Origin of the sequence: Helicobacter jaachi (assembly GCF_000763135.2) — a bacterium.
Taxonomy (GTDB): domain Bacteria; phylum Campylobacterota; class Campylobacteria; order Campylobacterales; family Helicobacteraceae; genus Helicobacter_C; species Helicobacter_C jaachi.
The window spans coordinates 123763-143345 of the sequence record NZ_JRPR02000001.1 but is presented as its reverse complement, the minus strand read 5'-3'; the positions used below and the strand labels follow the sequence as shown (position 1 = coordinate 143345).

General features: G+C 42.1%; 20 protein-coding genes. 17 read left to right on the top strand and 3 right to left on the bottom strand.

The window, feature by feature from the left end; translation table 11 throughout:
- The first annotated feature begins 135 nt into the window (after nt 1-135).
- The 10 genes from LS71_RS00720 (at nt 136) to LS71_RS00675 (ending at nt 9444) form a co-directional block, all read left to right on the top strand.
- Nucleotides 136-969, top strand: a complete 834-nt coding sequence (locus tag LS71_RS00720; protein WP_034354448.1) for a peptidylprolyl isomerase — start codon at nt 136-138, stop codon at nt 967-969.
- Nucleotide 970: 1 nt separating this feature from the next.
- Nucleotides 971-2053 carry a hypothetical protein gene (locus tag LS71_RS00715; protein WP_034354446.1) on the top strand — a complete coding sequence of 361 codons (1083 nt, stop codon included), beginning with the start codon at nt 971-973 and terminating at the stop codon, nt 2051-2053.
- The gene (rnhA, locus tag LS71_RS00710; protein WP_034354444.1) at nt 2028-2450 is read left to right on the top strand and encodes a ribonuclease HI; all 423 of its coding nucleotides are present in this window, start codon (nt 2028-2030) and stop codon (nt 2448-2450) included. The genes LS71_RS00715 and rnhA overlap by 26 nt, the downstream gene beginning before the upstream one ends.
- 9 nt (nt 2451-2459) lie before the next feature.
- A complete protein-coding gene (gene rnc, locus LS71_RS00705) occupies nt 2460-3167 on the top strand; it encodes a ribonuclease III (protein ID WP_034354442.1) in 708 nt (235 codons plus the stop codon).
- Complete coding sequence (aroC, locus tag LS71_RS00700) at nt 3164-4243, top strand: chorismate synthase (RefSeq protein WP_034354437.1); 1080 nt, start codon at nt 3164-3166, stop codon at nt 4241-4243. The genes rnc and aroC overlap by 4 nt, the downstream gene beginning before the upstream one ends.
- Nucleotides 4244-4441: 198 nt before the next feature.
- Nucleotides 4442-5782, top strand: a complete 1341-nt coding sequence (gene gatA, locus LS71_RS00695; protein WP_034354436.1) for an Asp-tRNA(Asn)/Glu-tRNA(Gln) amidotransferase subunit GatA — start codon at nt 4442-4444, stop codon at nt 5780-5782.
- Nucleotides 5783-5813: 31 nt separating this feature from the next.
- Nucleotides 5814-7259 carry an IMP dehydrogenase gene (gene guaB, locus LS71_RS00690; RefSeq protein WP_034354433.1) on the top strand — a complete coding sequence of 482 codons (1446 nt, stop codon included), beginning with the start codon at nt 5814-5816 and terminating at the stop codon, nt 7257-7259.
- 43 nt (nt 7260-7302) lie between these two features.
- The gene (gene xseB, locus LS71_RS00685; protein ID WP_052057996.1) at nt 7303-7581 is read left to right on the top strand and encodes an exodeoxyribonuclease VII small subunit; all 279 of its coding nucleotides are present in this window, start codon (nt 7303-7305) and stop codon (nt 7579-7581) included.
- A gap of 5 nt (nt 7582-7586) precedes the next feature.
- Nucleotides 7587-8363: a flagellar biosynthetic protein FliR gene (gene fliR / locus LS71_RS00680; RefSeq protein WP_034354432.1), complete on the top strand. Its 777-nt coding sequence runs from the start codon at nt 7587-7589 to the stop codon at nt 8361-8363.
- A complete protein-coding gene (locus LS71_RS00675) occupies nt 8332-9444 on the top strand; it encodes a metallophosphoesterase (protein WP_034354427.1) in 1113 nt (370 codons plus the stop codon). The genes fliR and LS71_RS00675 overlap by 32 nt, the downstream gene beginning before the upstream one ends.
- A 72-nt stretch (nt 9445-9516) precedes the next feature.
- On the opposite strand, the gene LS71_RS00670 is transcribed toward LS71_RS00675, so the two are convergent.
- A complete protein-coding gene (locus LS71_RS00670; RefSeq protein WP_034354423.1) occupies nt 9517-10083 on the bottom strand; it encodes a phospholipase D-like domain-containing protein in 567 nt (188 codons plus the stop codon).
- 80 nt (nt 10084-10163) lie between these two features.
- Between LS71_RS00670 and LS71_RS00665 the strand changes: the two genes are divergently transcribed.
- From LS71_RS00665 to LS71_RS00640, 6 genes are all read left to right on the top strand, one after another.
- Complete coding sequence (locus tag LS71_RS00665) at nt 10164-12491, top strand: midas domain-containing protein (protein ID WP_034354420.1); 2328 nt, start codon at nt 10164-10166, stop codon at nt 12489-12491.
- Nucleotides 12488-13096, top strand: a complete 609-nt coding sequence (gmk, locus tag LS71_RS00660) for a guanylate kinase (protein ID WP_034354418.1) — start codon at nt 12488-12490, stop codon at nt 13094-13096. The genes LS71_RS00665 and gmk overlap by 4 nt, the downstream gene beginning before the upstream one ends.
- Nucleotides 13097-13181: 85 nt before the next feature.
- The gene (locus tag LS71_RS00655) at nt 13182-13421 is read left to right on the top strand and encodes a twin-arginine translocase TatA/TatE family subunit (RefSeq protein WP_034354415.1); all 240 of its coding nucleotides are present in this window, start codon (nt 13182-13184) and stop codon (nt 13419-13421) included.
- Nucleotides 13421-15010, top strand: coding sequence for an arginine--tRNA ligase (gene argS / locus LS71_RS00650; RefSeq protein ID WP_034354412.1), 1590 nt, complete (start codon nt 13421-13423; stop codon nt 15008-15010). Before LS71_RS00655 ends, argS begins: the two co-directional genes overlap by 1 nt.
- Complete coding sequence (locus LS71_RS00645; RefSeq protein ID WP_034354410.1) at nt 15010-15714, top strand: AzlC family ABC transporter permease; 705 nt, start codon at nt 15010-15012, stop codon at nt 15712-15714. The genes argS and LS71_RS00645 overlap by 1 nt, the downstream gene beginning before the upstream one ends.
- Nucleotides 15704-16048, top strand: coding sequence for a branched-chain amino acid transporter permease (locus LS71_RS00640; protein ID WP_034354408.1), 345 nt, complete (start codon nt 15704-15706; stop codon nt 16046-16048). Before LS71_RS00645 ends, LS71_RS00640 begins: the two co-directional genes overlap by 11 nt.
- A gap of 260 nt (nt 16049-16308) precedes the next feature.
- On the opposite strand, the gene LS71_RS00635 is transcribed toward LS71_RS00640, so the two are convergent.
- On the bottom strand, nt 16309-16806 hold the full coding sequence (locus tag LS71_RS00635; RefSeq protein WP_034354405.1) for a flavodoxin: 498 nt from the start codon (nt 16804-16806) through the stop codon (nt 16309-16311).
- 229 nt (nt 16807-17035) lie between these two features.
- A complete protein-coding gene (locus tag LS71_RS00630; RefSeq protein ID WP_138109778.1) occupies nt 17036-17380 on the bottom strand; it encodes a hypothetical protein in 345 nt (114 codons plus the stop codon).
- Here LS71_RS00630 and LS71_RS00625 point away from each other — a divergent pair.
- Complete coding sequence (locus tag LS71_RS00625; RefSeq protein WP_338034449.1) at nt 17268-19556, top strand: TonB-dependent receptor domain-containing protein; 2289 nt, start codon at nt 17268-17270, stop codon at nt 19554-19556. The genes LS71_RS00630 and LS71_RS00625 overlap by 113 nt on opposite strands.
- The last annotated feature ends 27 nt before the right edge of the window (nt 19557-19583 follow it).

The window sequence follows — 19583 nt, the reverse complement described above, 5'->3', positions numbered from 1 at the left end:
GATGTTGTTGTGATTGCTGCTTGCGCGCAAGTAATACACGAATAAATAAAGCGCGCAATTCTACTCTAAATTGCTTTGAATATGATAAAATGAAATCCAAACTAGCATCTTATTAAAAGACCAAAAGGATACAAAGTGAAAGCGATATTGTGTGTTTTATGTATTTTAAGCATAGTGAGCCTACAGGCAGAAATCATAGCCGGTGTAGCTATCCGCGTAAATGGGCATGCTATCACGCTACATGAAATCGCCGCGCTGCAAGATAAAATGCATATTTCTAAAGATGCCGCTATTGATTTACTCATTAATGAGCGATTAAAAGATGATGAGATTGAGCGATTTAAAATTAGTATTGAGGAACTTAAAATTGATGAGGAAATCGCGCTTTTAGCAGCAAATGCCAACCTAAGCAAAGATGAATTTTTAAGAAAAGTAACGCGCAATGGACTAAGCCTGCAAGAATACCGCACACAGATTAAAAAGCAGCTCCAAACTAAAGAGCTTATGCAAAGAATCTTAGCTTCTAATATCTCCATTTCTAGCGAAGATGAAATGCTCTCCTACTACACTAAGCATAAAAAAGAATTCCTTATGCCATCATCTGTGCGCGTGGTGCGCTATATGGCGCAAAGTGATGAAAGCTTGCAAAAAGCAATTGCTGCGCCTAAGCAAAATATACAAGGCGTGGAAAAAATAAGCGAGACTATCGCGCTATCCTCGCTCACACCTCAAATTGCCCAAATTTTTATCCACACGCCAAATAATGAATTCACCCCTGTGCTGACCACTGGCGGCAATGGCTTTGTGAGCTTTTTCATCAAAGAAAGACTAGGAGAAAAGGCTATAAGCTTTGAAGAGGCAAAGCCTTTAATCAATCAAAAAATTATGGCGCATAAAGAGCAGAGTATCATCACAGAGCATTTTAATAAAATCCGCTCAAGTGCAAACATAGTAACCCTTAGGGAATGATATGTTTTATTCCGACCCACTTTTTGGCATTATTATTTTAGTTTCAATCATCGCCCTAGCCGCGCTTATTGACTATTGGCGCAATCGCTATAAGGATAAACAAAAAGAGCGCTCGCTCAAAAATCTCGCTAAATCTTATGAATTTGTGGGGCTTACGCAAGGTGTGGAGGAGTTTCTAGCCCTATCGCATAATCCTATTCCTACCTTGCAGTTTATTGCTAATGCCTATATCCAAAGCGGCAATACGCAAGAGGCTATAAAAATCTATCTTAGCATTTTAGAAAATCTCAAACACACCAAAGAGAGTGCCAAATCAAGAATTGAAATATTACAGAATCTAGGCACAGCCTACTACACTGCGGGCTTTTTGCAAAGGGCAAAAAATATTTTTTTAGAGATTTTAAAAAATTATCCTAAAAATCCGCAAGTGCTTATCTATTTGCTCAAAACCTATGAAAGCCTCAATGAATACAAAAACGCTATTAACGCCCTTGAGTGTATTGAGGAGATTTATGATAGTGAGATGAGCGCTACAATGGCGCAAGAGCGATTTTTTAATGCCATTTCACTCAATAAAGCCTATCTTAGCACGCTTTTACTCATTAATCACCACGCTATGCAGCTCTCTACTAAGATTCAAAAGCTTAATGACATTAAAGCCAAAGAGCCAAGATTAGAAAAAATCATTTTGCAGTATTTTAAAGATGTCAATCGCTCGCTTTTTTGGGAGGAGATAGAAAAAAGCAAGCGCATAGCTGGCATGATTGATATATTATGGCATTTTGAGCGCGAGAGTGTACCACTAGATTCTATAACAAACCCGCAAATCCTTGATGTGTATCGCGCTAAGGGCTGGATAAATGATAATCAAAGTTGCAAAATTTTTGCTTTAGAAAATATGCGCATTTTAAAGCAGTATTCGCATATTCAAGTGGATTTAGACTTTGAGTATCGCTGCCATAGTTGCAAGCATATTTTTCCATTTGAGAACGCACGCTGCTCAAATTGCGGAGAGTTATTAAATACTGATGTTTTATGTAAAATAAGGAATATTGCCGATGAAGCAAGTTACCCTCTATTGTGATGGCTCCTCACTTGGTAATCCCGGTGCAGGCGGCTGGTGCGGCATACTCTCCTTTCAAGGTAAGCAAAAAATTCTCACCGGTGGAGAACCCCACACCACAAACAATAGAATGGAGCTTTTAGCCGTTATAGAATCTCTTAAAGCCCTTAAAGAGCCTTGTATCGTGGATATTTATAGCGATTCAAGCTATGTGTGCAATGGCATTAATATGTGGATTGATAAATGGCAAGAAAAGCAGTTTAAAGATATAAAAAACCCTGATTTATGGCAAGCCTACTTGCAAGCTGCAAAGTCCCACCAAATAAGCGCGCACTGGATAAAAGGACACGCAGGACAAGAGCAAAATGAATTATGCGATAGGCTAGCCAAACTTGCCGCGCAATCTTTTAAAAAATAAAGGATAATTATGGCTCACACTCTACCCAAACCACCGCATTTACTCGAACATAAACTAGGCTACACATTTAAAAAACAGCAGCTCCTCCTAGAAGCCCTCACGCACAAAAGCTACAAAAAGCCCTATAATAACGAGCGGCTTGAGTTTTTAGGCGATGCTGTGTTAGACTTGCTTGTGGGAGAGTATTTATTTAAGAAATTTCCGCACGCAAAAGAGGGCGAGCTATCAAAGCTGCGCGCGTGTATTGTGAATGAAAAGGGCTTTATGAAACTCGCACAATCCATTGATTTAGGCGCATTTTTATATATTTCACAAAGCGAGGAGCATAACAAAGGGCGGCAAAAAGCCTCAATCCTCTCAAATGCCTTTGAAGCACTCATTGGCGCAATTTATTTAGAATCTAGCCTAAAACACGCCCAACGCATTATTAACGCGCTCCTTGAGGAAAATTACACTAAAATTGATTTAGATTCTTTATTTATGGATTATAAAACTGCCCTGCAAGAACTCACACAAGCCCTCTATGGCGTAATCCCCACCTACACGATTTTAAATGAAAGCGGACCTGACCATAAAAAAAGCTTTGAAGTAGCGCTAAGCATACAAGGCAAAGAATATGCTAGAGCCTCTGGAGGCTCAAAAAAAGAAGCACAGCAAAAAAGTGCGCACAAAGCCTATGAGATATTGCGCCACCTCACCAAAAAGGAGCAAGAATGAATACCTTTGGCACTGCTTTTCGCGTAACTACCTTTGGCGAATCACACGGCGCGGGCATTGGCTGCGTGGTAGATGGCGTGCCTGCGGGATTATACATTGATGAAGCATTTATAGAATCTAATATGCATCGCCGCGCCCCGGGTAAAAACGCCTACGCCACAGGGCGCAAAGAAGCCGATAAGGTGCAGATTCTAAGCGGGGTATTTGAGGGATTAAGCACAGGCGCGCCCATTGGTATGTGGATAGCTAATACCAACACCAAAAGCAGCGATTATACAAATATCAAAGATATTTTTCGCCCAGGTCATGCGGATTTTACATACTTTAAAAAATATGGCATACGCGATTATCGCGGTGGAGGGCGCTCGAGTGCGAGAGAAAGTGCAGCAAGGGTGGCAGCAGGTAGCATTGCACAAATGCTTTTAAAAACATTTAATATTAGAGTGCAAAGTGGTATTTATGCTATAGGCGGTATTTGCGCGGATAATATTGACTTTAATTATGCGCTAAATAGCGAGATTTACGCTCTTGACGCAGCGCGCGAAGAGGAGCAAAAGCAGCTTATTAAACAAGCCAAAAAAGCACATAATAGTATAGGTGGCGTAGCACTTATATGCGCAGATGGGCTGCCTGCGGGGTTAGGAGAGCCGCTGTATAATCGCCTTGATGGCGCACTTGCGCTTGCGCTTATGGGTTTAAATGCTGTAAAAGGCGTAGAAATAGGTGATGGTATAGAATCTAGCGCGCAATATGGCAGCGAGCATAATGATGAAATGGATAAAAAAGGCTTTAAGACTAATCATAGCGGCGGGATTTTAGGGGGTATTAGCAATGGCAATACACTGCTTGTGAAAGCACATTTCAAACCCACTCCTAGCATATTTCTCCCCCAACACACGCTTGATACTGCAGGAAAAGCACAAATATGCCACATCAAAGGGCGGCATGACCCTTGCGTAGCGGTGCGCGGCAGTGTAGTAGCAGAAGCTATGGTTTCACTTGTGCTAGCGGATATGCTTTTGCTGCATAGCACTTCGCAGCTAGATTTTTTGAAAAGAGTGTATGAATGTTTATAGCTTTTAAAGCAATAAGATTCTATAATTTCCGCGCTATTGCTTTTTTATAAAAAGCCGCGCGTGTCTTGTCTGCGGGCAAGTGAATTGCCCTGCGAGCCCTCAAAGTATAAAGTTATAGCTGCTTTAAGTATCTATCAACTTATTTTTGAGGTTAGATTCTATAATTACCGCGCATTTAGCCTATTTCTAGGAGCATAGATGATAACATTAAAAGAAGCATTGAATAAAACAGAGGGCGAGCTAAAAGAGATAAAAAGTGACATAAAGCAGCGCGCTAAAGAGTATGCAGAGCTTAATGCCTACATCGGTGAGATTGAGGAGAGTGGTGAGGGCGTGCCTATTCTTATTAAAGATAATATTAATGTTAAAGGCTGGGAGATTACTTGTGCAAGCAAGATTCTAAAAGGCTATATCGCTCCATATAACGCAAGCGTAATTGCAAAACTACACCAAAGTAAAATGTGTGCCTTTGGGCGCGCAAATATGGACGAGTTTGCTATGGGCAGCACTACAGAATCTAGCTGCTATGGCAGGGTGAAAAATCCCCTTGACACCTCGCGTGTGCCCGGTGGCAGCAGTGGTGGGAGTGCCGCAGCAGTGGCTGCTGGTATTGCCATTGCTTCACTTGGGAGCGATACAGGCGGTTCTATACGGCAGCCGGCTGGATTTTGCGGCTGTGTGGGGCTAAAGCCTAGCTATGGGCGAGTAAGTCGATATGGCTTAGTGGCATATAGCTCAAGCTTAGACCAAATTGGACCTATTACGCAAAATATAGAGGATGCCGCGATTTTACTGGACAGCATTAGCGGATATGATAGCCTAGATTCTACAAGTGCAAATCTCGCGCCACTGCAAACTTTTAAAGAATTAAATCCAAATATACGCTACAAAATTGCTGTGTTAAAAGATTTTCTAAAAGACGCCACGCCTTGTGTGCAAAAAGCCTATGAGAAAACCATTAAAACTTTAGAATCTATGGGACATACCATTGTGGAAAAAAGTATGCTTGATACGCGCTTTCATGTCTCTACCTACTACATTATCTCCACCGCAGAGGCTAGCTCAAACCTTGCGCGCTTTGATGGCGTGCGCTATGGCACAAGGGCGCAGGCAAATAATCTTAAAGAGCTATATCTCAACACACGCTCTAGCCTATTTGGCGAGGAAGTCAAAAGGCGCATTTTGCTAGGAAGCTTTGTGCTAAGTAGCGGGTATTATGATGCGTATTATCTTAAAGCGCAACAAGTGAGGCAGCAAATCTGTGCAGATTATGCACAGATTTTTAAAGAATGCGATGTGATTTTGCTCCCTGTAGCGCCTAGTGTGGCAACACCATTTGGCGCGGCTCAATCGCCTTTGCAAATGTATTTAAGCGATATTTACACCATTGGAGTTAATCTTGCAGGCTTGCCTGCGCTCTCCTTGCCTGCGGATAAAGATGAACATAATTTAAGCATTGGTATGCAATTTATTGGCGCGCGCTTTGCAGAGCAAACTATTCTTAATGCCGCTTATGGGCTAGAAAAGGAACTCGCCTAAAATTTATGCAAATCTGTTACAAGGAGTGAATATGAAAATCAAGCAAAAAGCCCTTACTTTTGAAGATGTCTTGCTTATCCCCGCTTATTCAAGCATTCTCCCTCAAGAGGTAAGCACGCAAACTATGCTTAGCAAAAATATTTCGCTCAATATCCCCCTTATAAGCGCGGCTATGGATACGGTTACAGAATCTAGCACCGCTATTGCGATGGCGCGCTGCGGAGGCATTGGCATTATTCATAAAAATATGGACATTACCTCGCAGGTAGAGCAAATTAAGCGTGTGAAAAAAAGTGAAAGCGGCGTGATAGTAGACCCCATTTATATCCGCGCTGATAGCACGCTTGCTGATGCAAAGGCTATTACAGATAATTATAAAATCTCTGGTGTGCCTGTGGTTGATGAATATGGCAAGCTCATTGGGATTTTAACTAATCGCGATGTGCGCTTTGAGCAGGATTTAAATAAGCGCGTAGGCGAGCTTATGACTAAAGATTCGCTTGTTACAGCAAAAGTTGGCACGACATTAGAAGAAGCCAAAGAAATTATGCACAAACATAGAATCGAAAAGCTGCCCATTGTCGATGAGCATTACACGCTTAAAGGGCTTATTACCATTAAAGACATTCAAAAACGCATAGAGTATCCAAATTCTTGTAAGGATAGCTTTGGGCGATTAAAGGTTGGAGCGGCTATTGGTGTGAAGCAATTTGAGCGTGCAGAGGCATTAACTGATGCTGGAGCCGATGTGCTGGTGCTAGATTCTGCGCATGGGCATTCTATTAATGTGATTAAGACTTTAGAAAAAATTAAATCAAAACTTGCCATTGATGTGATAGTGGGCAATGTCGTAACCGCCCAAGCCACGCTTGATTTAATCAACGCTGGAGCTGATGGCATAAAAGTAGGCATAGGACCGGGCAGTATTTGCACTACGCGCATTGTAGCAGGTGTAGGAATGCCTCAAATTTCTGCCATTGACGCCTGCGCGCAGGTAGCACAAAAGCATAATGTGCCAATTATTGCCGATGGCGGGATAAAATATTCTGGCGATATTGCTAAAGCGCTTGCTGTTGGCGCTTCTGCGGTGATGATAGGCTCACTACTAGCAGGCACAGAGGAAAGTCCGGGCGATTTAATCATCTATCAAGGCAGACAATACAAAAGCTATCGCGGTATGGGCAGTATGGGGGCTATGACACGCGGCAGTGCAGATAGGTATTTTCAAGAAGGCACAGCACAAGATAAGCTTGTACCCGAAGGTGTGGAGGGCAGAGTGCCGTATCGCGGAAAAGTGCGCGATGTCATTCATCAACTCATCGGCGGGCTAAAATCATCTATGGGCTATCTAGGCAGTCAAGATATTCCTACATTGTGGGAGAAAGCAGAGTTTGTGGAGATTACTTCTGCAGGACTTAGGGAATCGCATGTGCATGATGTGGATATTACTAAAGAAGCGCCAAATTACCACGGATAGGCAAATATAGAATCTAGATTCTATAACACACTAAGGAGTTATAATGAAAAAGCATACTTCAGCAGATTCTATAAATAATCCCATAAATGCCTCTGTAGCAGAATCTCACACGATAGAATCTAGCACAGAATCTAACGCAATAGACATAGGCGATTTTGAAATCCTAATTGATAAAGCAAAGGCGACACTTAGCAAACTAAGCGCGCAAGAAATTACGCTAAAAGAATCGCTTGCATTATACGAAGAGGGCTTAGCCAATCTCAAAAAAGCACAAGATATTTTAGAAAAAGCCAAACTGCAATATCAAGAGTTTAAAGACTAGATTCTATGGAGTTTGTAGCCTATATCACGCAGCCAAATAGTGTAGCGGTATTCTTATTACTTTTGGCGCGATTTGGCGGGGTGTTTGCATTTTTTCCTTTTTTTGATAATCAGCTCATTAGCGTGAATGTGCGCGCGGCAATGGTGTTTTTTATGAGTGTTGCATTCTTTCCGCTAGCAAACTACACTTTGCCCGATATGAGTATGGTAGAGTTTATGATTGCTGGGCTTTTTGAGATTATGCTAGGCTTTCTTGCCTCTATTTGCTTGCAAATTGTCTTTGCGATGCTTAGTTTTGGCGGCGAAATTATTAGCTTTACTATGGGGCTTACTATGGCAAGCGCATATGACCCCATAAGCGGCACGCAAAAGCCCATTATCGCGCAACTCATTGCACTTTTGGGTTTGCTTGTAGCGCTAAGCTTAGATTTTCATCATACGATTTTTCTCATAATCTCTCATAGTATAGAATCTACGCCGCTTGGGAGCTTTGTCTTTGAGCCTAAAAGCACGGAGTATTTTATTAAAGCCTTTGGGAATATCTTTGCTGTGGGCTTTTCTATGGCTTTTCCCATTTTAGCCATTATTCTATTTTCAGATGTCATTTTTGGTATGATTATGAAAACTCACCCGCAGTTCAATCTCCTAGCCATTGGCTTCCCTGTGAAAATCGCCATTGCTTTTGTGGTGCTTATTTTGACTATTACCACTATCATTTACACTTTCAAAAATCAGTTAAGGGAGGCGTTTTTTGCCGTGGGGAAAATCTTTTTGCAGCACTAAACCTACCCAATGCCAACTCACTTCACCTGCGCGCCCACAAAGGCGCATAAAGCGCATAAGTTTATGTATCTTGCTTTTATGCGCGTGCCTGCTTACATTCAGCGCGCTCTATGCGCCACTTACGGAGCGATATTACATTATAGAATCTCCAAAGATTAGCGCGCCTGTTAATATCGCGCTTTTAAGTGATTTGCATTCGGGCAGATTCTATCAAGCGGATATTTTAAGGATTTTGAGGGACAAAAAGCCCGATATTATCGCTATGAGCGGCGATATGGTCGATGATGAGGCAGATATTCAAGGCGCTATAGCATTTTTTAAAGCACTCAATGATGGCAGCCTGCGCGAAATTCCAAAATTTTATGTAAGCGGCAATCACGAGTTTTGGAGCGAGCAGATTATGGATATTAAAGCCATGATACGCGCGCAAAATGTGCAAGTTTTAGAATCTAGCATGGGCTTTGTAGCGCTTAGCTTGGGGGATAATACGCTGCTACTTGGCGGCGTTGATGACCCTTATGTTATGGTGTATGGGCTAGATTCTAAGCCACATAAACTGCGCCCAAAAAATATCAGCAAAAGCGCGTTTGAGGAGGCATTCACCAAAGATTGGATAATGCGCTCTATTGCAGATTTAGGCAAGCCAAATGGTGAGTATTTTAGCATTCTGCTTTCGCACCACCCAGAATCTATAGCGCTTTTTAGGGCTTTGGGGGTTAATCTTATCTTAAGCGGGCATACGCACGGCGGGCAAGTGCGCATACCATTTTTACTTAATGGCTTATACGCGCCAAATCAAGGGCTATTCCCCACTTATAGCGGCGGCATATATGGGCTAGATTCTATAAATGTGCGGCATACAGATTCTGTAAATCCCACAAATGCCGCGACAAAAAATTCTATGAAAATTATAGAATCTAGCACAGAATCTAGCGCGATTTTTGCGCAAAACAAGTCATCTTTGTATGAGCAAATTTTGCTTATCTCGCGCGGGCTTAGCCTCAATGTGCTTTTGCCTCGTATTTTTAATCCCCCAGAAATAGTATTTGTAAAGCTCACTCCCCAATCATTCCCACAATAGCCCACTGCCCTACAATCTAGCGGCGTAATGCTCGCCAATGCGCGCATTTATAGAATCTAGCCTTACCTTGCACTAAAACCTAGCGCAGGTATTTGCCATTTTTTCATAAGCCTGCAAGGCTTTATCAATAAGCGCGCTATCATAAGTTACAAGCAATGTTTCAAAGCTATTTTCAAAGGCATTTTTTGTCCAATTTGCCGAGCCTAGTATAAGGATTTGCTTATCAATAATTGCCATTTTTTGGTGCATAATGCCATAGTAACCGCCTTTCTTCGCGCGTATGCCGCTAAGTAGGCATACAGAGATGTTATTATATTTTGCTAGATAGCCAATGGTTGATTTTTTATTATGCTCATTGCTTTCTTTGTCATAGATGATAGAAATTTTCACGCCCCTTGCCGCACTATCGCGTAGCACTTTTGCAATATCACTATGCGTGAAATTATAAATGCTAATTTTAATTTCACTCTTTGCGTGTTGCAATGCCTCTTTAAGCGCGCTAAGGGCTTGTGTCTGCTCATATGGCAGCATATATAAAACCGCAGGCTTGCTACTTTCTCCATAGGCAAGGCTAGCAAATATATGAAATATCCCTAAAACTAAGCAGATTCTAAATAATTTTGCATATTTTTTGCGCATTTTATTCCTTTTGTATCGCGGATTTAGCTATAATTTTAGATTACTAAGATAAAAAAAGCAATAAAACATTGGGAGATTGTATGAAATTTCTGCTCATCAACACAAACCAAATTGTGCAAAAACTCGTAGAAATCACGGCAAAAAAGGCAGGAGCAGAGCTAACTAGCATTAGCGAAGCCTCTCAAATGGGAGATTTGGGGCAGTATGATTATGTGATTATTGATGATAATTGCCTTTTGCTTGATAAGCAAACTTATCTTGATGCGCTTAAGGGCAAGCGCAAATGCCTTATTTACGATAAGCAAGGCGAGCGCATAGAGGGCTTTGATAATTATGTGCAAAAGCCCTTTTTACCCACATCTATCTTAGATATTTTTACAGCCGAGTTGCAGCGAAATGCCTCTCACGCGGCACAATCTCACCCACTAGATGAAACAAACACACTAGAGGCAGATAGCGCGCCTAACCTTAGCCTTGATAATTTAGATGAGCATTTAAGCCATATAGATTCTTTACTTGCAGATGATATAGAGCCAAAGGAGGCAGGGGATATAAAAGATACACATGAATCCCAAGGCGTGCCAGAGCCAACGCATGATGAAGCGCAAGCAGCCCATGCGCAAGGAGCAGATTCTGTAGATTCTATAGAGACAGATTCTACGCAGCCCGCCCATACAGACGCGATAGACACACCAGCTGCTAGCGCGGAGGCAGCAAATGAAAGCGTGCTTGATAAAGACTTAGATGTAGAGCTTGATTTAAGCAATTTGGATAATCTTGAGGGCTTTGCAGATGAGCAAGCAGATAAGTTAGAGGGCGAGGAGCAAGAGGCGCAAAGCAAGGCAGAGGACGAAGCGCACTTGAGCGAGGAAATCGACAGCGGCGAGAAAGGTATGCCCCAAGATGCTCACGCAGGGGATATAAGCGAGGATATGCTAGATAATTTAGATGATTTGGGAGATTTGGGCGAGTTAGGGGATTTGGGTGATTTAAGCGAGGAGCATACAGAATCTAGCGCGCAAGATAGCCAAAATGAGCAAGATGCTAAGCAAGCCCAGAAAACAAATGATGAGGCACATGATGAGGCAAATCAAACGCATGAGCAAACGCACGAAAATGAGGCGCATAAAGACACAGATGAGGCAGCAAGCACAGAAAATACACAGAATCTAGCGGAGATAGCAGATTCTAAAGCGCAGAGTGAAGCGGCACAAACGCACGAAGTAGCCCAAAATGATGAGATAAATTTAGATGATTTAGGCGACTTGGGGGATTTAGGAGATTTGAGCCATTTAGATGAGCTTAATGCAAATAAAGATGAAGCGCATAAAGATGAGGATTTGGCGCATTTAGATAGCCTTGATGAGTTGGGAGATTTAGGTGAGCTAGGGGATTTGGGCGATTTAGACGCATTAGCAGATGTGGGCACACAAGACACAGAATCTAGCGCGCAAGATAGCCAAAATGAGCAAGATGCTAAAGATGACACGCACGAGGAAGCAGCCAACAAGATAGAATCTGCGCCCAAAGAAGTATCCCAAAGTGCTAAAACAGATGTATTAGATGAGATAGACACAAACGAGCCTATACAAGAAAGCACGATAGAATCTAAAGAAACACATAAGGAAGCAAGCCTAGCCACAGAACCCGCGCAAGCAATGCACGATGAGCAAATAGCGCACGAGGCGGCAAGCGAAAATGAAACAAGCCTTGATGATATGGATAATGTAGATGATATAGATGATTTGGGCGATTTAGGGGATTTAAGCGAGCTAGATAGTTTAAGCCATGAAAGTGAGGCAAGCGTAGATTCTATAAATACCAAAGACACGCATGAAGCGCATGATGAAACACACGAGCTACATGATGAGCATAATGAACACCATGCGGAAATACCGCTTGATGAGGACTTTTCACATGAGGGATTATTGGAAAATGATTTGCTTGAGCATGCGCATGATACTCACAAAGAGCCTGTGCTTGATAAGCAGCAAGTGAGCGAGGTTACACAAGCCCTTAGCGCGCTTAGCCCGCAAGCAGATTCTAATACAGAATCTGCGAATGATTTTGCCTCGCTCAAAGAACCTGATGTCGCGCAGGCTTTGGGAGAGGAGATTGCCCTGCCTGCAGAATCTGCGCCATCTGCACAGAACGCTACAGAATCTACACACACAGAAGAACCCGCACATATAGAGCCAGATTCTATAAATGAGGCGCTAGATTCTATAGATTCTATAACGCCAGAGCCAGCAAGCGCGCAAGATAGCAAGGCTCAAGAGATTGTGCAAAATGTAGTGGCAAACTCCGTGCAAAGCAGCATTGCAAGCCTTAGCTCCTCTAATATTAAAACTATGCTCGATGGGCTTGAAGTTACCATAAACATTAGCTTTAAGGATAAGAGCAAATGAGGCAAGGTGCGGTGCTTATCATCTCCGGTCCTAGCGGCTGCGGCAAAAGCACATTAACCAAATCTTTATTAGAAACTATGCCTGAAGTGTATTTCTCTATCTCTACCACAACGCGCCCTATACGCGAGGGTGAGCGCGATGGCGTGCATTATCACTTTGTGAGTAAAGAGCAGTTTTTGCAGGATATAAAGGATAATGTTTTTCTTGAATGGGCAGAGGTGCATACTAATTATTATGGCACTTCTTTAAAGCCTGTCAAACAAGCGCTAGCAGATGATAAAATCGTGCTTTTTGATGTCGATGTGCAGGGGCATAAGAGCATTAAGGAGTATTTTGGCGATTTTGCAAAATCTGTGTTTATCACAACCAAAAATAAAGATATTTTGCGCCAGCGCTTGAGTGATAGACAAACTGATGATGCGCAAACTATCGAGTTTCGCCTCATTCAAGCACATAATGAAATGCAGCATATTGGGAATTTTGATTATGTGATTATTAATGATGATATTAATGCTTCAAAGGACGCGCTTATCGCTATTACGCGCTCTTTAAAGCATCAGCAGTTTGAGCGCTTTGCGCCTATTATCCAAAAATGGCAAGACTAGCGCGCAAAGAGCAGTCGCAAGAAGTTAGTAAGTTTTAAACAAAAGAGGATTATAATCCTGTAAGTTTTAATATTAAGGAGTATGTATGGGAGCGTTTAGTGTTTGGCATTGGGTGATTGTGCTTGTGGTGGTTTTACTCCTCTTTGGTGGGAAAAAAATTCCAGAGCTTGCAAAGGGCTTAGGCAGCGGGATTAAAAATTTCAAAAAAGCGGTCAAAGAAGATGATGAGGAAGAGGCAAAAAAAGAGCCTGAAGCCTCATCGCAAATCAAACAAACGCACGCGGAGCAGGCAAAGCCACAAGCAGATTCTACAAAGCAAGATTAATGTATTCTCATATCAAATCCCTCCTTGCGCGCCTTTATAGTGTGGATTTTTCAAGCATCGTGCTTGAGAAGCCCAAAAACAAGGATTTAGGGCATATCGCCACACCACTTGCCTTTAGCCTTGCAAAGATTAAAAGGGCTAATCCCCACGCCATAGCCCAAGAGATTGCCACCAATTTGGCTCAATACAGCGAGTTTGATAAGGTCGAGGCGCTAAATGGCTTTGTCAATTTCACGCTCGCAGCGCCATTTTTGCAAGAAATGTCGCATAATCTCATAAAAAAACACAAAAATGCGCAAAAAGATGAAAGCATACTCATTGAATTTGTGAGCGCTAATCCCACAGGTCCTCTGCACATAGGACATACAAGAGGTGCGGTGTATGGCGATGTATTAGCGCGTGTGGGGGAATTTCTAGGCTATAAGATTTGCAGAGAATACTACATTAATGACGCGGGCGCGCAGATTAATAATCTTGGCTTATCTATTTTCTTAAGTGGGCAGGAGCATATTTTAAAGCAAGCGGTGAGCTACCCCAAAGACTGCTACAGAGGCGAATACATTATAGACATTGCGCTTATGTGCGAAAAACACTTTGGCAAAGATATTTTTAAGCATACAGATTCTATCTCTAAGCTTGCTGAATTTGGCAAAAATGCTATGCTGCAAGAGATTAAAGATAATCTCGCGCAAGTGGGCATTGAGTTTGATAATTTTGTGAGTGAAAAGGCGATGTATGAGCATTGGCAGGATACGCTAAATGCTTTAGAATCTAGCAAGAGCGTTTATGAAAAGGATAATAAAATATGGCTTGCCTCATCGCGCTATGGCGATGAAAAAGACAGAGTGATTGTGCGCGAAAGCGGCGAGCCAACATATTTGGCAGGCGATATTATTTATCACGCCTATAAATTTAAGCGCCACTTTAATCACTACATTAATATTTGGGGTGCAGACCATCATGGATATATGCAGCGTGTGAGGGCGGCTATACACTTTCTAGGCTATGATGAGACAAAACTTGAAATCCTGCTTTCGCAAATGGTGAGCCTCCTTCGAGGTGGGCAGCCCTACAAAATGGGCAAGCGCACAGGGAATTTTATCCTTATGAAAGATGTTGTAGATGATATTGGCGCGGACGCTGTGCGCTTTATTTTCCTCTCCAAAAAGGCGGATACACACCTTGAATTTGATGTGAATGAGCTAAAAAAGCAAGATGTGAGTAATCCTATTTATTATATTAATTATGCCAATGCTAGAATCCACACTATTTTTGATAAAGCGGGCGTAAATATGCAAGATATGCAGCACTCTACAATCCCCCTTGAGCTACCACTTGAAGCCAAAGCCCTACTCTTTGAGGCGCTATGTGTGGAGCATATTATAGAATCTGCATTCCGCGATAGGGAGATGCAAAAAATTTGTGATTACCTAAAACACCTAGCCGCTTGCTTGCATAGCTTTTATAATGCCCATAAGATTTTGCAATCCCCACATGAAAAGAGCCTGCTTTATGTGCTTATGGTGGTAAGCCACAGCCTAACCCTTGGGCTAGCGCTACTTGGCATAAAAGCAAAGACAAAAATGTAATGCGCTCACACCTCCTCCCCGCACTCAAAGACGCCTTTCCGCACACTATCCCTATTATGCTTGGCTATATTTTTATGGGTATGGCATTTGGCATTTTACTGCAAAAAGAAGCCGGCTATGGCGCGCTATGGGCGCTTATGATGTCCATTATTATTTATGGTGGGGCTACGCAGTTTATTAGTGTAGGGCTTATAGCAGGGGGCGTTGGGCTATGGGAAAGCTTTGTGATTGTCTCTATGATTAATGCGCGGCAGATTTTTTACTCCATTAGCATGCTAGAGCATTTTAAGCAAATGGGCAAACTGCGCTATTATATGATTTATTCGCTTACTGATGAAACGCTAGCTCTGCTTAATCTCAAAACCCCAAAGCAAGGCATAAATAAATCATATTTTGAATTTTTCATCTCATTTCTCAATCAAATCTATTGGATAGTGGGCTGTGTGCTTGGCGCGCTGGTGGGTAGTAGCGTGGATTTTAATCCACAAGGGCTTGATTTTATGATGGGAGCTATTTTTATTGTAATTTTCATTGAGCAATGGCGTAAGAAATCCATGCGCAAAAGTGCGCTTATCGGCATTGGTGTGAGCCTTATTTGCCTCTATATCTTTGGTGCGCAGCATTTCTTAATCCCCTCACTTATAGGGATTTGCCTTTCACTTATGCTATGCAGAAAACCTATGGAGAAAGCCCTTGAGTCCTGAACTCCACTCCGCGCTGCTTATCCTTGTGATTGGCTTAAACACACTTCTAAGCCGCTTTTTGCCTTTTATTATCTTTGCTAAAAGCACGCCAAAATCTATACTCTTTTTGGGCAAAGTCCTGCCTAGTGCGATTATGGCTATGCTCATTGTGTATTGCTTTAAAGACACGGATATAGCGCATTCACCTTATGGGCTTAATGAGCTTATTGCGTTTATGGTGGTGAGCCTTGTGCATATCGCGTTTAAAATCGCAGTCTTAAGCATTGTGTGCGGGACGATAGCGTATATGATACTGGTGCAAAATGGTGGAATTTTACATATTTGTGGATTTTAGCTGCGGATTTTGGCGCTATTTTGGCAATTAATAAAGCGCTAGATTCTGTAATTATAGAATCTAGCCTCAAAAAATAAGTTGATAGATGCTTAAAGCAGCTATAACTTTATACTTTAGGCGCACAAATGGGCTTTGCTCATTTGTGTAAGATGCGCGCGGCTCTTGCGCTAACAAAACGAAGTTTCTTTGAGACAAAGCAACAGCGCAGATTTATAGAATCTAGCGCCAGATTCTAAGCAATGCTCTTGCAAGTTGGAGACTTACGCGAATGCGCCCTTTATCGTATCCACCCATGCATTAATTCTATCATTGCTCAAATCTTCTTGATTTACCTCATCAATCACAAGCCCCACAAACTTGCCATCTACCACAGCCGTGCTGTCATCGAAAGTGTAGCCATCTGTTGAAGTCTGTCCTATGATTTTGCCTTGCTTTGAAGCCACTTCATAAATATGCCCTATGCCGTTACAAAAAGTATCAGCATAAATGTCTTGGTCGCCTAAGCCCACAAGAGCGATAGTTTTCCCCGCGAACGCACCCTCACCAGCTTTTGATAAAAATGTATCCCAATCATCTTGCAAATCACCAGCACCATAAGTAGGCGTGGCAAGGATAAGATTTTCAAACCCCGCTAAATCCTCCACTTTGCAAGAGGCGACATCAAACACTTGGCAATCCCCTATTTTATCCGCAATCCTCTGCGAAATCTCCTGCGTTGTGCCGCCATCGCTACCATAGAACAAACCAACTTTTTTCATAATACACTCCTTACGATTAAAATATAAAATTTTTAGCTTATAGCATAAAAGATAATAAAAAGTAAAACTTTTTTGCATAATTTTTTTGTATGATAAAATAAGAGTGATTTTTATGATATATTAAGTTTATAGCGGCTATAAAATAACAATATTTTTCAACAAAAGGTAAATAATGAAAATGGATTTTATATCTGCTAGAAATTTGCTCCTCAATTTGTCCTTGCTCTTGCTAGCTAGTAGCGCGCTTTGTGTAGATTCTATCGCGCAGGATTTCACGCCACAGCATTACGCTGCACAAGACACGCAGGATTCTACAACTAGCACCCCCCCCCCCGCAAACGCAAGTAAATAGCGCAGATTCTATAAATGCACTAGATTCTAAAAATACAGAATCTAGCACAGAATCCACCTCCACACAAAATGCACAAAATAATAATGATGATGAATTAAGCTTTGGCAGCATTGATATTTCTGGGCAGCAAATCAAAAATGAGCAAAAGCCCTTTACCACGCCCGGTGCGGTAAGCACTCGCGAGGGTATAAGTGGCTCGACACAAAATATTGATAATATCATACGCAGTATTCCGGGCGGCTACACGCAAGCAGACCCATCGCAAGGCACTATTTCGGTTAATATTCGTGGAATGAGCGGCTTTGGGCGGGTAAATACCATGGTAGATGGCGTGCCACAAACCTTTTATGGCACAAGCGAGACGCAAGGCTCGTGGTGTCACCCTCTTGGCGATTGGTGTGCTGATAATGCGGGCGGGCGCATTCAAGCAACTTCAGGTTTTGGCGCAACTATTGACCAAAATTTGCTTGTAGGTATAGATATGCAGCGCGGCACATTTAGCGGTGGCAATGGCAATGCACTTATGGGAAGCGCGAATTTACGCACCATTGGCGTAAATGATGTCGTTATGGAGGGAGAATCTTATGGTGTGCTAGCACGCGGCTCGTATGGCTCAAATGCGCTAGGATATAGCTACATGGGTGCGGTGTCTACAAAAGTTAAGCTTGAAAAGGGCTATATTGGCTTGCTTGCGGCATATAGTGGGCGCAAAACTTCACAAGATTATAAAATTGGTGGCTCGCACAATACCATTAGCCAAAGCAGTAATGCCGCCTTTGACCCCATAAATCTCACACAAAAGCCTAAAAATCAGCTCCTCAAACTAGAATTTGAAAATGGTGCGCACTCTATTTTGGCTCAATATCGCACCTATGATAATACGCTCGCTGGGCGTAACACACAATCCCAAACAAGCCAAATCAGCTACCGCTTTAAGCCCAATTTGCCCTTTATTGATTTTAATATTTTAGCGGCGCGCACTAATAATGAGCAAATTTATGGGAAAAATGCACGCGTGATGAGCTTCCCTATTGGGAAACTCAATGGCAGGACTAAAAATACTGCACTCAACCTTGATGTGCATAATACGATATTTTTAACATTTTCACCAAAAACAAATTTTAGCAGCACTTTGGGGGTGAATTTTTTAAACAATAATTACACAAGATATTTTGATGAGTTTGTGCGCGATGAGTTTGGGGACATTATTTATCCACCAGAGACGCCAAATGGACCCATTGATATGGATTATTACTTCCGCTTTGGATTCTCTCCAGAGGGTAGGCAAAAACTTACAACCATTTATCTTGATAATGAGCTAAATTATGGAATTGTAGGGATTAATGTGAATGCAAATTACCTCTCTTATGAAATTAGCACAGACAGAAAAGCTCCTTGTGAGGAGGCTAATGCCTACTGCTCGCCAAAAGAGGCGGGATTTTTTAGCAAAAAAGGCAATGCATTTAATATATCAAGTATGCTTAGTCTATCATTAGATGAGCTTTTTAGCCCCTTTGTTAGCCTATCGCGCACACATAGAATCCCAACCCCGCAGGAAATGTTTTATTCAGCAACTTACGCAGATAGTGACCCAAGCTGGCCATCACTTTATCAAAACATCAATACAAATCTCAAGCCAGAATCTGCAACCACCTATCAAATTGGCTTTAATAGCTTTAAACGCGCACTTTTTACACCTAATGATACCTTTGGTTTTAAACTCACATACTATCACAGCCAAATAGATAATTACATATATGATAATTATATTAAATACGCGCAAAGCTCAGATTCGTGGATATTGTTGCCACTTAATGGCAAGGCAACATTTAAGGGTGTGGAGCTTGAAGCTTCCTATGATGCGCGTATTTTCTTTGTGCGGCTTAATTATACACACCAAGATACAGATAGAATGCGCTCCGCCACAGAGGCAAATGCTCACAGCTCTGGACCCGGAGGCTCTTTATCTACAGGGCAAACACCTTTTTCAGAGCTACCACAAGATTATGGCACGCTTGATGCTGGTGCGCGCTTTTTTAATGCCAAACTGGCGATAGGCACACTTATAAAATACACAGGCAGAGCGAAGCGCACAGGATTTAATAATATTTTATGGGGTATTCCGCCAACTGGTGATACCACCCAAGATGGGCAAGAAATGTATCAACTTAATAGTGAATACCTGCCTAGAATGCCGCTTTTATGGGATATTTACACCACTTTTAGCCCAACAAAATATTTTGATATAAAGCTAGAAGTGCAAAATCTTATGGATAAACGCTATGTAGACCCCCTTTATGCCTTTAATGCAACGCTATATCAAGGGCGTGGCGCTGGCGTTATGAATAATTATGCACGAGGGCGCACATATGTAGCAAGCGTAATGTTTAGATTTTAAGGTTTCAGCAGACTTTGGGAGGTTTAT